Origin of the sequence: Pseudomonas sp. ATCC PTA-122608, from assembly GCF_001952855.1 — a bacterium.
GTDB lineage: Bacteria > Pseudomonadota > Gammaproteobacteria > Pseudomonadales > Pseudomonadaceae > Aquipseudomonas.
Window position 1 is genome coordinate 1 of sequence record NZ_LPNO01000009.1, and the last position, 12,889, is coordinate 12,889.

9 protein-coding genes are annotated in these 12,889 nt (G+C 62.5%); 1 reads left to right on the forward strand and 8 read right to left on the reverse strand.

Going from position 1 to position 12,889, the window contains the following annotated elements; all coding sequences use genetic code 11:
• Nucleotides 1-787: 787 nt before the first annotated feature.
• The 8 genes from AU074_RS09945 to AU074_RS09980 are packed head-to-tail and all read right to left on the reverse strand — an operon-like array spanning nucleotide 788 to nucleotide 10,302.
• Nucleotides 788-1,276, reverse strand: a complete 489-nt coding sequence (locus tag AU074_RS09945) for a GNAT family N-acetyltransferase (protein ID WP_076014574.1) — start codon at nucleotides 1,274-1,276, stop codon at nucleotides 788-790.
• A 59-nt stretch (nucleotides 1,277-1,335) separates the two neighbouring features.
• Nucleotides 1,336-2,736 carry an LLM class flavin-dependent oxidoreductase gene (locus tag AU074_RS09950; protein ID WP_083676662.1) on the reverse strand — a complete coding sequence of 467 codons (1,401 nt, stop codon included), beginning with the start codon at nucleotides 2,734-2,736 and terminating at the stop codon, nucleotides 1,336-1,338.
• A gap of 37 nt (nucleotides 2,737-2,773) precedes the next feature.
• Nucleotides 2,774-4,432: an ABC transporter ATP-binding protein gene (locus tag AU074_RS09955; protein WP_076014575.1), complete on the reverse strand. Its 1,659-nt coding sequence runs from the start codon at nucleotides 4,430-4,432 to the stop codon at nucleotides 2,774-2,776.
• Nucleotides 4,429-5,292, reverse strand: coding sequence for an ABC transporter permease (locus tag AU074_RS09960; RefSeq protein ID WP_076014576.1), 864 nt, complete (start codon nucleotides 5,290-5,292; stop codon nucleotides 4,429-4,431). Before AU074_RS09960 ends, AU074_RS09955 begins: the two co-directional genes overlap by 4 nt.
• A gap of 15 nt (nucleotides 5,293-5,307) precedes the next feature.
• Nucleotides 5,308-6,360, reverse strand: coding sequence for an NADP(H)-dependent aldo-keto reductase (locus tag AU074_RS09965; RefSeq protein WP_076014577.1), 1,053 nt, complete (start codon nucleotides 6,358-6,360; stop codon nucleotides 5,308-5,310).
• A gap of 32 nt (nucleotides 6,361-6,392) precedes the next feature.
• Nucleotides 6,393-7,646, reverse strand: a complete 1,254-nt coding sequence (locus tag AU074_RS09970) for an acyl-CoA dehydrogenase family protein (RefSeq protein WP_076014578.1) — start codon at nucleotides 7,644-7,646, stop codon at nucleotides 6,393-6,395.
• Between the two features lie 23 nt (nucleotides 7,647-7,669).
• Nucleotides 7,670-8,602 carry an ABC transporter permease gene (locus AU074_RS09975; RefSeq protein ID WP_076014579.1) on the reverse strand — a complete coding sequence of 311 codons (933 nt, stop codon included), beginning with the start codon at nucleotides 8,600-8,602 and terminating at the stop codon, nucleotides 7,670-7,672.
• Nucleotides 8,599-10,302 carry an ABC transporter substrate-binding protein gene (locus AU074_RS09980; protein ID WP_076014580.1) on the reverse strand — a complete coding sequence of 568 codons (1,704 nt, stop codon included), beginning with the start codon at nucleotides 10,300-10,302 and terminating at the stop codon, nucleotides 8,599-8,601. Before AU074_RS09980 ends, AU074_RS09975 begins: the two co-directional genes overlap by 4 nt.
• A 434-nt stretch (nucleotides 10,303-10,736) precedes the next feature.
• On the opposite strand from AU074_RS09980, the gene AU074_RS09985 reads away from it, so the two are divergent.
• Nucleotides 10,737-12,887, forward strand: a complete 2,151-nt coding sequence (locus AU074_RS09985) for a TonB-dependent receptor (protein ID WP_076014581.1) — start codon at nucleotides 10,737-10,739, stop codon at nucleotides 12,885-12,887.
• The last annotated feature ends 2 nt before the right edge of the window (nucleotides 12,888-12,889 follow it).

The window sequence follows — 12,889 nt, forward strand, 5'->3', positions numbered from 1 at the left end:
TTCCGCTCTTACAGCGGCTCACTTTTGAAAAGCGCAAAAGTAAGCAAAACGCTCTTGCCCCACCACTCGGCTCCTCGCCTAGGCTCGGAGTGCCCTCACTCCGGCTTTGGAGCGTGGGCCGCCGCGATGGGCCATCCTTGGCCCAGCGCGGCTAACCCGGCGTCCTGCCGGGTTACCCACGCTCCAAAGCCTGCGTTCGGCCAGCGTGGTTTAACGGGGCGCCTAAGATCAAGATCAACAGCAGATCAAGAGCACAGCGGCCTACCGGCCGGCTTGAGTGTGGTGAAGCAACAGCAACAGCAAGATCAGAAGCTAAAGCGGGCACGGTCCAAATGTGGGAGCGGGCTTGCTCGCGAAGGTCGTTAACGATGACGATGGCATCCTGATTCAACGCGGCGTTCTCAGGTTTTTCGCGAGCAAGCCCGCTCCCACAGAAAAGCAGCTCTGCTTTCGCTCTGGATCTTGCCTCTGCTTCACCACACTCAAGCCGGCCGGTAGGCCGCTGTGCTTTTGATTTTGATCTGACTGCCCCATTCAGCCCGAGGCCGAACGCAGGCAGTGCGGAGCGGGTAAACCGGCAGGACGCCGGTTTAGCCGCGCCGGGCCATGGATGGCCCGTCGCGGCGGCCCGCGGAGCAATGCCGGAGTGAGGGAACACCGAGCCTAGGCGAGGTGCCGACAGGCGGGGCAGAGCGTTTTGGTTACTTTTGCGCTTTTCAAAAGTGACCCGCTGTAAGAGCGGAACCCTAAGTGGCCGTTACCGCAGCAACGGATATGTACTCAAACCTCATTCCACAGAACCCACCAAAGGCACCCGATATCGCACCAACGGCAACGGCTCATCATGTTCCACCACGGTCTTTTCAGTCTGCGGTTCAGCCACAAACCCAAGCGCCTGGTAGAAACCCAGAGCGCGCCGATTCCCCTGCACCACCCAAACGGTCGCACTGATGAAACCGGCTTCGATCAACTGCTCCCGAACCCGCCCCCAAAGCTGCGTGCCAATCCCCTGCCCCCAAATGCCGGGCAACAGATTGAGCGCCCGCAATTCCCCGGTAATCGACGATGCATCCACATCCCGACTGCTACCAAACGACGCCCACGCCACAAGCTCCCCGTCCAACTCCACCACCCACACCGACGACGTGCTACCGGCTATGGCCTGGGCCAGAAACGCCGTGCGCTGCGACACACCGCTGTTCAGGTCAGCAAGAAAACGCTCGGACAAAATCTCCCGGTACGCAGCCTGCCAGGTCTGCAAATGAATGTGCGCCAACCGCGGCGCATCCTCCACCCTGGCAGCCCTGAAATACAGAACCCCCTCAGGCACACCACTCACGCAGGAAACCGCAACGGCAAAGCCGGCTTCAGCAACGCCGCCGGATCCCGATAACGCGCTCCAAAATGGTCCCCCGGCAACCGCGCCCGCCCAACCCCAAACAACCGCTCCCGCAGCGTCTCCCCCTCGTTGTACCGCTCACGAAACCGCCCACGACGACGCAACTCCGGCACCACCAATTCAATAAAATCCCGCGCCGTTTCGAACGACAGATACTGCCTCAGGTTAATCCCGTCGATCCCATCCTCATCCAGCCATTTCTCAATCGCATCCGCCACCACCGTAGGTGTACCGGCAACGAAAAAACGCTCACGGTTGAAGCCGCCAAGCTGGGCCAACACCGCGCCCACCGTGGAATCCAACCTATACCGGCTCAAACTCTCCCACCCCTTGACCTGACGACTCACCAGATCACTGATCAAGGTATCCCGCGGATACGCCGTCAAATCGATCGCCGACTGCCCATGAGCCAACGACGCCTCAACACTCACCAGCTTGCGATAACTGTCGAGCTTGGCACTCACCTCCTCATCGGTACGCCCAACGATCACCCCGGCCATCACAATAAACTTCAACCCCGCCGGATCGCGATCATGCTCAACCGCCTTCTGCCGCATCGCCTGGATATTCGCCCGCACCGCCGGCGCATCATTGCCCCCGGTAAACACCACTTCAGCATGCCGCCCGGCAAACTCGATGCCCGCCGGTGACCCGGTGGCCTGAAACAACACCGGCGTACGTTGCCGCGAAGGCTGGCACAAGTGCGGACCGGCAACCTTGAAGTGCTCCCCCACATGGTTGATGTAGCGCACCTTGTCCGGGTCGGTGTAGATCCGGCGCTCGCGGTCGACAATCACCGCGTCGTCGTCCCAGGATCCCTCCCAGAGTTTGTACAACACGTCCAGATATTCGTCGGCGATCTCGTAACGGTGATCGTGGACCACCTCTGTGTCGTGCCCGAAGTTGCGCGCCGCATTCGGCAAGTACGAGGTGACGATGTTCCAGCCCACCCGGCCCTTGGTCAGGTGATCGAGGGTGCTCATGCGGCGGGCGAAGGCGAACGGCGGTTCGTAAGTGGTGGAAAAAGTCGCGCCAAAACCGAGGTTTTTAGTCACCCCCGCCATCGCCGGAATCACCAGCAGCGGGTCGTTGCTGGGGATCTGCATGCCTTCACGCAACGAGGTTTCAGGGCCATCGCGAAAACGGTCGTAGGTGCCGATCACATCGGCCAGGAACACACCGTCAAAAGTGCCGTATTCCAGCAACTGCGCCAGCTCGGTCCAGTAGTCGAGGTCGTTGAAGCGGTGCCGGTTGTTGTCCGGGTGCACCCACAAACCATGGACGATGTGACTGACGCAGTTCATCTCAAACAAATTCACGTGCAGTTGCTTGGGCACCTGGAGCACTCCTTTCGTAGATACGTTTTCCAATACGTCAGATCGCTACGTTCAGGTAGAACGGGACTGGCGCGTAGTCGGTTTCAAGGGTCGGGATCGCGTCGATCAGCGCGCGGGTATAGGCGTGGGCCGGGCGGTCGAACACGGCGCGTACCGAGCCGGACTCCACCACTTCGCCGGCCTTCATCACCAGCACGCGCTCGCTGACGTGGTTGATCACCCCCAGGTCGTGGGAGATGAACAGGCAGGCCAGGCCAAGGCGGCGCTTGAGGTCGTCGAGCAGCTCCAGAATCTGTGCCTGTACCGACACGTCCAGCGCCGAGACCGGTTCATCGCAGATAAGGATTTGTGGCTCGGAAGCCAACGCCCGGGCAATCGCAATGCGCTGGCGTTGGCCGCCGGAGAGTTCGATGGGCCGGCGGGACAAGGCGCTGGCATCGAGGCGCACCAGTTCCAGCAGTTCCAAGGCACGGTCGCGTCGTATGTGACGAGGAACGCCGGCCACCACCAGCGCTTCGAACAGCACACGCTGCACGGTGTAGCGCGGGTCGAAGGAGCTGAGGGGGTCCTGGAACACCACTTGCACCACACGCCGGGCTTCGCGTTTTTGCCGGGTGTCGAGGTCGGACCAGCGCTGGCCCTTGATCCATACCTCGCCGGCATCGGCGGTTTCCAGGCCAAGTATCAGGCGGGTCAAGGTGGTCTTGCCGCAGCCCGATTCACCCACTACCCCCAGGGTTTCGCCGCGGCGCAGCTGCAACGACACCTGGTTCAGCACCGTGCGGGTTTTGCCGTCGGGGCCGACAAAGGTTTTGGAGAGATCACGCGCTTCGAGCAGCACCTCGCCTTCGGGAGCAGGCTCCAGTTCAACTGCCGTAAGCAACCGGCGTGTGGGCTGGAAGTGCACGGCCTTGGCCGCCCGCAGCAGCAGTTGCGTATACGGATGACGCGGGTCTTGCAGGACCTGCTCGGTGCTGCCCTCCTCCACGATCACCCCGTGGCGCATCACCGCCACGCGGTCCGCCAGGCGCGAGACCACCGACAGGTCATGGCTGACCATCAGCAGCGCATTATCTTCACCCCGCAGGCTTTCCAGCAGCGCGATGACCTGGGCCTGCACCGTGGCGTCCAGTGCCGTGGTGGGCTCATCGGCGATGATCAGCCGTGGATTGCAGGCAATGGCGGAGGCGATCAGCGCACGCTGGCGCAAACCGCCGGAGAGCTGCCACGGGTATTGGCTCGCGCGCAGTTCCGGTTCCGGCACGCCGACATCCCGCAGCAGTTCCAGCACCCGCAAGCGGCGGGCTTCCAGGCCCAATGCGGTGTGCAGGTGCAACGGTTCTTCAATCTCGGCACCGACGCGGCGCAGCGGGTCCAGCGCGCCGAGGGCGTCCTGCATCACAAAGCCGATGCTCGCACCGCGCAGTTGCTGCCAGGCCCGTTCGTTGAGCTGGCGCAGGTCGACGCCCTGGAAGGCCAGCTTGGCGGCCTGGACATGAGCGTCCTTGCCCGTAAGGCCGGCCAGGGTGCGGGCGGTGACGCTTTTGCCGGACCCCGACTCCCCTACCAGCGCCAGGCATTCACCGCGATGCAACTGCAGACTGACGCCGTGCAACACCGGCTCGGCCTGGCCGAAACGTACTGTCAGGTCGCGGATGTCGACCAGCGGGCCGAGGGTATGGATGTTCATCGTCATAGGGGCTTTCCTTCGCTGCGGCGCAAGAGTTCGCGGCCGATGGCACTGATGGAGACAACGGTCAGGGTGATGATCAGGGCGGGCCAGGCCACCAGCCACGGCGCGTTGGCCAGGAAGCTGCGCCCGATGGACATCATCCCGCCCCACTCCGGCGCGGGCGGCGGTGCGCCGAAGCCGAGGAAACTCAAGGCGGCGCCGGCGGTGATCGCGCCGCCGACGCCGATGGTGGCGAGGATCAGCACCGGCTTGAAGGCATTCGGCAGGATGTGCCGCAGCACGACCGCCAGATGGGATTGGCCGAGGGTGACGGCGGATTCGACGTAGCCGGCATTACGCACATTCAGGGTTTGCGCCCGCACCAGCCGCGCATAACGCGGCACGCCAGCGATACCAATCGCGAGTATCAAGTTGGCCGTGCCCTGGCCGAAAAAAGTGATGATCACCAGCGCCAACAACAGGTCGGGAAACGACAGCAACACGTCGATACCGCGCATCAAGGCGCCATCCAGCCAACGCGGACCGAGCCCGGCGATCAACCCGAGCAAGGTGCCCCAGGCCAGTCCCAGCGCCGTAGCGGCGATGCCCATGAACAGCGACGAGCGCACGCCATAAATCAACCGGCTGAGCACGTCGCGCCCGTTCTCATCGGTGCCCAGCCAATACACGTTGCTCGGCGCCTGGAACGCCAGGCGCGCCGACGCTTCCAGCGGGTCATAGGGCGCTAGCCATTGCGGAACAACGGCGGCCAACAGCAGCAGGGCAACAAACACCCCGGCGAGCAATAGGCCCGGCCGCAGCCGGGTCAGCCCGGCAAGACGCAACGGGCGAATGCCGCTCAACGTATCAATGGTCTGCGTCATGCCAGGCTCCTCGTTCTAGGGCGCAGGGTTGGGAATGCGCTGGTGGATGGCCTGGACCTGCGCCTTGATCTCGTCGCTGAGGCTCACGTCCAGCGCGCCGAGGTTGTCGCGCAATTGCGCCAGGCTGGTTTGCCCGGTGAGCGCGCTGGTGACGAAGGGTTTGTCGATGATGAAGGCCAGGGCCAACTGGGCCGGCGTCAGGCCGTGCTGCCGGGCAATTTCCAAGTAGCCGGTGATGGCCTCCTGGGCCGAGGCACTGTCATAGCGGTTGAAGGTGCGGTACACCGCCGACAGCCGCGAACCCTCGGGACGTGCGCCGCCCAGGTATTTGCCGGTGAGCGCACCGAAGGCCAGCGGCGAGTACGCCAGCAGGCCGACGCCTTCGCGGTGGGTGAACTCCGAGAGGCCGCCCTCGTACAGGCGATTCAGCAGGCTGTAGGGGTTTTGCACGCTGGCAATTCGCGGCAGGCCGAGGCGTTCGCTTTGCTTGAGAAACTCGGCCACGCCCCATGGAGTTTCGTTGGAAACGCCGATGTGGCGCACCTTGCCGGCCTTCACCTGATCGGCCAGCACCGCCAGGGTTTCCTCGATGGCCACGTTCTGGCTGTCTGCCTGATAGGGGTATTCGCGCTGGCCGAAGATGTTGGTGGTGCGGTCGGGCCAGTGCAGCTGGTAGAGGTCGAGGTAGTCGGTGTTCAGGCGTTTGAGGCTGCCGTCCAGGGCTTCGACGATGTTGCGCCGGTCGTGGTGGCTGAGGCCGTCGCGGATGTGCTGCTGGCTGCTGGGGTCACGGGCCGGGCCGGCGATTTTGCTCGCCAGGATCACCTCGTCCCGGCGACCACTGGCCGCCAGCCAACTGCCAATATAGCGCTCGGTGGTGCGCCAGGTTTCAGCCTTGGTGGGCGTGGGGTACATCTCGGCGGTGTCGATGAAGTTGATGCCTTCGGCCAGCGCCAAATCAATCTGCTGATGGGCATCGGTTTCGGTGTTCTGGTGGCCCCAGGTCATGGTGCCGAGGCCCAGTACACTGACTTGAATGTCGCTGTTGCCCAATTGGCGGTAACGCATGGGTGATCCTTTTTTATTCAAGGGTTGAAGGCTCATACCGCACTCGCTTCGTCGCGGGCGGCCTGCTGCTCGGCGTCGGCGGCTTGCAGGCTGCGCCAGGCGGCATTCGGGGTGATGTCGTTGAGGTAGTAATTGCCCAGGGCTCGTTCGCGAAAGATCGCCGGGTTATGGGAGGCCAGGGTTCGCGCGTTGCGCCAATGCCGGTCGAAACGTCGCGACTCACTGGTGGCGGAGGCGCCGCCGACTTCGAACAGCAGCGTGGTGGCCTCCAGCACTTGTTCCAGCACGATCTGTTGGGCCTGAAAGGCGCGGATCTCAGCCTCGGTGTAATGCTGTTCGTTGGCGTAGCCGCCCTGCTCCGCTTCGTGCACCTCTTGCAGCACCTCGGCGACAGCCAGCACCTGGGTGCGGGCGGCATAGGCCAGGCTCGACAGGCGACCGATCACCCGCTGCACCAGCGGATCATCCTTGGGGCTCGATTGCCCCGGCACGCCAAACGCGCGGGTGCGGCCTTTGACGAATTCGGTGGCGTCGCGCAGCACGGCGTTGGCGATGCCGGCCAGGGTCGCCAGGTGGAACAACTGGTAGAACGCGCTCAGGTAGGACTCGGCGCGCAGTTCGTCTTTCTTGAAGCGCCGCACGATGTGCTGCGCCGGTACGTCGACCGCCTTGAATCGCGTGGTACCGCTGCCGGTGAGGCGCTGGCCAAAGCCATCCCAGTCATCCTCGACGGTGACACCCGGCGCGTCGGTACGTACCGCGAGGCTGACAAAATCCTCGCCATCCAGGGCGACGGCGGCGATCCAGTTGGCGTACAGCGTGCCGGTGCAGTAGTACTTCTCGCCGTCCAGTTGCCAGCCGGAGTCGACTGCGCTGAGGGTCACCGAGTTGCGGGTGGTGTCGGTGCGCTCGGCCATGGCGGCGCCCCACAGCTCGCCGTCGACGACTTTGGCGAACCAGTAATCCTGGGACTCGCTGTCGCGGCTGGAAAGCCGGCCTTCGACGAAACCGAAATGCGCGCGCACGATCTGCGGCAGGTTTGAATCAGCCTCCCCCAGTTCAATCAACAGGCGAAACAACTGCGGCAAACTCGCCCCCAGGCCGCCCTGGGCCAGGGGCACGCGCAGGGCACCGAAGCCGGCCTCCCGCAGCCACGCCACCGCATCATGGGCCAGCTCGCGTTGCTGCTCGCGGGCAACGGCGGTGTCGGCTATCCGTGTAAATACGTCGGCGAAACGCTGTTGCAAGTCGGCATAACTCACCGCAGCGGGGATCGAAGCACTCATGGTTTTTCCTTCTTCAAAGACACTCACGCTTGATTGGCCCGGGGGTCAATCCAGCGGTTGATCAAATCGACGGCCAGGTTCACCAGCACGTACACCGTGGCTGCGAGCAGGGTCACCCCCAGCACCATCGGCACGTCTTTGTTGCTGGTGGCATCGAGCATCAAGCGCCCGATGCCCTGGCGTGCAAACAGCAATTCCACCACCACCGCGCCGCCCAGCAGGCTCGCGAACACGAACCCGGCCAGGGTCACCAACGGCACCAGCGCGTGACGCAAGGCATGGCGCAGGCGCACAGCGGTTTCGGACAGGCCGCGTGCGCGGGCCATGGCGATAAAGGGCTGTTCGAGCGTGTCTTCCAGGGACTGGCGCAGCAGTTGGGTCAGCACCGCGGCTACCGGCAACGCCAGCGCAATCGAGGGCAGGATCAACGAACGCCAGCCCACGGAACCGGACGGCGGCAACCAGTGCCAATGAAACGAAAACACCAGCAACAACAGCATGCCGATCACAAAGGACGGCGCTGACGACAGCACCAGCTCGCTGCCGGAAACGACTGAGCGCACCCAACGCGAACGGTTGGCGGTGAGGATCGCGCACACAAGGGCCAACACCACCGCCAGCAGTGCCGCGCTCAGGGACAGTTGAATGGTTGCGCCGATCTGCTCGGCAATCGCCTGCTGCACCGGGATGCGCAGGCGGTAGGACTCGCCGAGGTCACCATGGGCCAGGCGTACCAGGTAATTGCCGTATTGCACGAGCAGCGGTTGGTCCAGGCCGTACTCGGCACGCACCCGGGCCAGCAGCTCCGGTGTGGGCATCGAGTCTGGGCCGCCAAGGATCGCCAGCGCCGTGTCGCCGCCGCTGAAGTTGACGGCGAGAAAGGTCAGCGTCGCCGCGCCCCACAGCACGCCAATGCCCGCCAGCAGGCGCCAGGCGATGGATTTGAACAGGCTCATGGTTGCCCCCGGTCCAGCCAGATGCTGGTGAAGAACGGTACGTTGTGGGAGGTATCAAAAATCACGCCCTGGACTTGCCGGCCATACGCGGTGAGCACCTGGCTTTCCACCGAAGGCACCGCCGGGACCGTTTCGGTCAGGCGCTTTTGCGCTTCGCCGTAGAGCGCCTGCAACTCAACCGGGTCGCGGGACTGGCGGGCGGCGCTGAGTACCCGATCCAGCTCGGCATCGCGGAAGCGCCCGACGTTCTGGCCGATCATCTTGTCGGTGCTGATGGCTTGGCTGTGATAGAGCACAAACAGGCCGTCGGGCGTGTTGGTGTGCCAGTAACCGCCGGCCAGCGCCTGGAACTTACCGGCGTAGCGTTTCTCGGTCACGCGGGTCAGCGGCAGCATTTCGATGGGCATCTCGAAGCCGACTTTTTTCAGGTCGGCCTGGATGGCCACCGAGACACTGGCGGGAAACGCCGGGTTGTCATAGGACAGCATCGTTGCCTTGAGGCGCTGCCCGTCCTTGGTTCGATAACCCTGGGCGTCGCGCCCGGTCCAGCCGGCGTCGTCCAGCAGCGCATTGGCGGCTTTGACGTCGTAGGCCAAGGCGTCGTTGTTGGGTTGATAAAACCGGGTGTTGGCCGCCAGGAAATCCGCCTTGGCGATGTATTCGCCGAAGCCTGAAATCCATGCCAGCCCTTCGCGGTCGATGGCCTTGGCGACTGCGCGGCGCACGCGTACATCGTCAAACGGTGGCTGTTCAACGTTGAAGGTCATGCTGCGGCTCGGGTTGCCTTTGCGAATCCGGCTACGCATCACCAGGTCCGGGTTAGCGCGGATCGCGGCGGCGTTCTGGGCCGGCGCGTCGAGGGCGAAATCCGACTGGCCGGACTCCAGCGCCGTGAAGCGGATCATGGCTTCGGGGACGTAGCTCAACTCGATACGGTCCAGGTAGGCCTCGCCCTTGTGCCGCGTCACCGGTGGCGCCCAGTTATAGCCGGGGCGCTTGATGAACACCGCGCCCTGGTCACGGGTGTAGCTCTGCAACAGGAACGGGCCGCTGCCGATGGGATGTTCGGCAATGGTCTTGGGCGCTTCGTGGATCTGTTTTGGCGAGATCATGCTCAGCCAGGACTGCGCCAGCACATCCAGGAATGGCGTGTAGGGTTCGCGCAAGTGGGCTTCGAAGGTGTAGTCGTCGATGACCTTGCCGCCCAGGTATGGCGCGATGTAGGCCGCAGCGAGCGGGGACTTGGTCGCCGGATCGCGCATGTGCTCCAGGTTGGTTTGCAGCGCCTGGGCGTTGAATTTCTCGCCGTCGCTGAAGGTCACGTCATCGCGCAGGTGAAAGGTGTAGGTCTTGCCGTCCTCGGAAATGTCCCAGGAGCGGGCCAGCCATGGGCTGATATTGCCCTGCTCGTCCTGATACACCAGGCAGTCGTAGAGAATTCGGCCCATCCATTGGATGTTGCCATTGGATAAGGCGTGAACATCGAAACTGCCGGCGTCGGAGGCGGCGGATACTCGCAAAGTTCCACCGCTGCGACCCGGTGACGGCTCATAGAAGTCCGTCGCTGAATAAGTCACCACACCATTAGTGACGACGCCATCGGCCGCCGAAGTTTTATGTTGTGGTGCCGCAGCAGGTGAACAGGCATTTATAGCCAGGGACAGTAAAATAACCGCCGACAGTTTCAGAATGGTTGTCAATGATGCTTCCTTAGAGGAACTCGATAAACACCGAAAGTTTGCAACTACAGGGTGTAATGCAGTGAGCATGCCAGTCTTTCAGAAACGCCATTCTGACTACAAAACAAGCGCGAAACCCTTACAAAACTGGCGCAACCCTGTCAAACACTTATATGGTTATACCCGTTATACGACCTTGAGTTGTTGGCTGCCTTACACACTGCTTATCAACTGTTGCGTCCGCGACAGTTGCCGTAAATCCGGCCAATAAAGTTGACTGTTGAAAATCAAACAGTGATTCAAAACAAAGTATCCCGCAGAACACTTACCTCCCACTAAGCACCCGTAATCCTTGGCAAATAGCGTTGGCATAGAAACTGCTCAGAGCGAAACAGGCATGACTATTCGAATAGAAAGCTGGGGCTATCTTTATCTATTCACAAGGAACACGCTTAATGGATCCAATCTTTCGGGGAGAGTTGCAAAAGTTGACACTTGCCGTGCGGCAAGCAACTTGGCTGGCGATGTTTGGACTGGGCTCGGCCCTGGTCTTTTCCGCCAGCGCACAGGCAGATGATGAGGTCACACCGACAACCGGTACACGGCTAAAGACCGTGACGGTAGAGGCACAAAAAATCACGCCCGTTGAGGCGGCAAAGAGTCAGTTGTCCGAGGTGCCCGGCGGCACCAGCGTGGTCGACAGCGAGCAGGTGGCCAAGGGACGGACCGCCACCTTGCAGGACACCCTCGCCTATCAGCCGGGTGTATTCGTGCAGTCCACCGGTGGCAATGACGCGGCCAAGATTTCCATCCGTGGCTCGGGGGCCAACACCTCGCCGGGGTATTTCCGTGAGGGCATCAAGTTCCTGTTCGATGGCCTGCCGATCACCGGCCCGGGCGGCACACCCTACGAATTCCTCAACGGCTCGGGGGTGAACTACACCGAGATCCTGCGCGGTGCCAACGCCTTCCAGTACGGCGCGCTGAGCCTTGGCGGCGCCATCAACTTCGTCAACCAGACTGGCTACACCGCGCCCGGGCTGCGGGTGCGCGCGGAAACCGGGAGTTACGGCTACAACAAGCAAAGCCTGAGCGTCGGCGGCGTCGAGGGCGCGTTCGATTACTACCTGAATGCCGACAACTTCCGCAGCGATGGCTACCGCGATTACAGCCTGTCGAAAAGCCAGGGCGTAGTGGCGAACTTTGGCTACCGCTTCAGCCCGCAACTCGAAACCCGGGTGATGCTGCGTTACCGCGACGAGTTCCACAACGACCCGAGCGCCACCACCCTGGATGCGGTGAAGCACCACTCCGACCGCGCCAGTGCCACCGCCGAAAGCAGCGGCGCCGGCAGCCGTCGCCCCGGCAGCGTATGGCTGGGCAGCAAGACCACCTACACCTTTGAGGACGACGCCACCCTGTCAGTGGGTTTCGTCTACTACCAGTACGCCCACAACAACAGCCCGAACAGCCCGAGCAACCCCAGCTACTGGGACTGGCATGACCTGAGCGCGGTGATCAACTACGACCGCCGCGACACCCTGTTCGGCCACGAAAGCCGCTCCAGCCTGGCCTTCACCTCCACCGAACACCTCAAGGGCCAGGTCGACTCCACCTTCGCCAACAAACAGACCCGCAAGTTCGTCGACTACAGCTCATCGTTCGATCACGTATTCTCCGTGGGCAACGACCTGGAACTGGTGGACGGCCTGTGGCTGACCAGCGGCGTCTCGGCGATCAACGTACGCCGCCATGCCGACGTCAAGGAAGCCCAGGTGGCCAACACCACCACTTACCCGAGCGATGTGACCTACGACAACTGGAGCCTGGCACCGCGGGTCGGCGTGCGTTACGAGTTCACCCCGCAACTGCAAGTGTTCGCCAACGTCAGCCGCTCCGTCGACCCACCGGCGTCGTGGGAATACTCCGGCTCCGGGCCGACCTCGCCGTACGTAAGGCCGCTGGTTGAGCAGAAAGCCAATACCGTGGAAGTCGGGATCAAGGGTTCATCGGGCATCTTCGACGGCAGCCTGGCGCTTTACCGTTCGTGGGTGAAAAATGAATTGCTCAACGTGCAGATCATTCCGGCGACATCCACCGCAGTTGCAATCACCGGTGCATTCAACGCCACACCGACGATCCACCAAGGCATCGAGGCCGGCCTGAATACGCGCCTGTGGGAAAACACCTCGGGTGAAAAAGTCACCCTGCGCCAGGTGTATACCTACAACGACTTCTACTACCGGCACGACCCGACCTTCGGCGACAACCAACTGCCGGGGATTCCGAAGCATATCTATCAGGGCGAGGTGCAGTATCAGCACCCGGCGGGCTTCTATACCGGGGTGAATGTGCAGTCGGCCTCGCGTACGGCGGTGGACTATGCCAACAGCTTCTATGCGCCCTCCTACACCATCTTTGGGGCGAACGTGGGGTATGAAACGCCGAGCAAGGACTGGAAGGTCTCGCTGGATGTGAAAAACCTGACCAATCAGAAGTACGTGACGGCGGTGCAGCCGCTGTATGACGCGAAGGGGCAGGATACGGCGTCGTTGTATCCGGGGGATGGGATTGGGGCTTATGTGGCGGTGGAAATGCGCTACTAAGC

Coding starts and splice junctions, on each gene's coding strand:
- AU074_RS09970 (WP_076014578.1), bottom strand. CDS start 7,646: ATGAGTGCTTCGATCCCCGCTGCGGTGAGTTATGCCGACTTGCAACAG.
- AU074_RS09955 (WP_076014575.1), bottom strand. CDS start 4,432: ATGACGATGAACATCCATACCCTCGGCCCGCTGGTCGACATCCGCGAC.
- AU074_RS09960 (WP_076014576.1), bottom strand. CDS start 5,292: ATGACGCAGACCATTGATACGTTGAGCGGCATTCGCCCGTTGCGTCTT.
- AU074_RS09975 (WP_076014579.1), bottom strand. CDS start 8,602: ATGAGCCTGTTCAAATCCATCGCCTGGCGCCTGCTGGCGGGCATTGGC.
- AU074_RS09985 (WP_076014581.1), top strand. CDS start 10,737: ATGGATCCAATCTTTCGGGGAGAGTTGCAAAAGTTGACACTTGCCGTG.
- AU074_RS09965 (WP_076014577.1), bottom strand. CDS start 6,360: ATGCGTTACCGCCAATTGGGCAACAGCGACATTCAAGTCAGTGTACTG.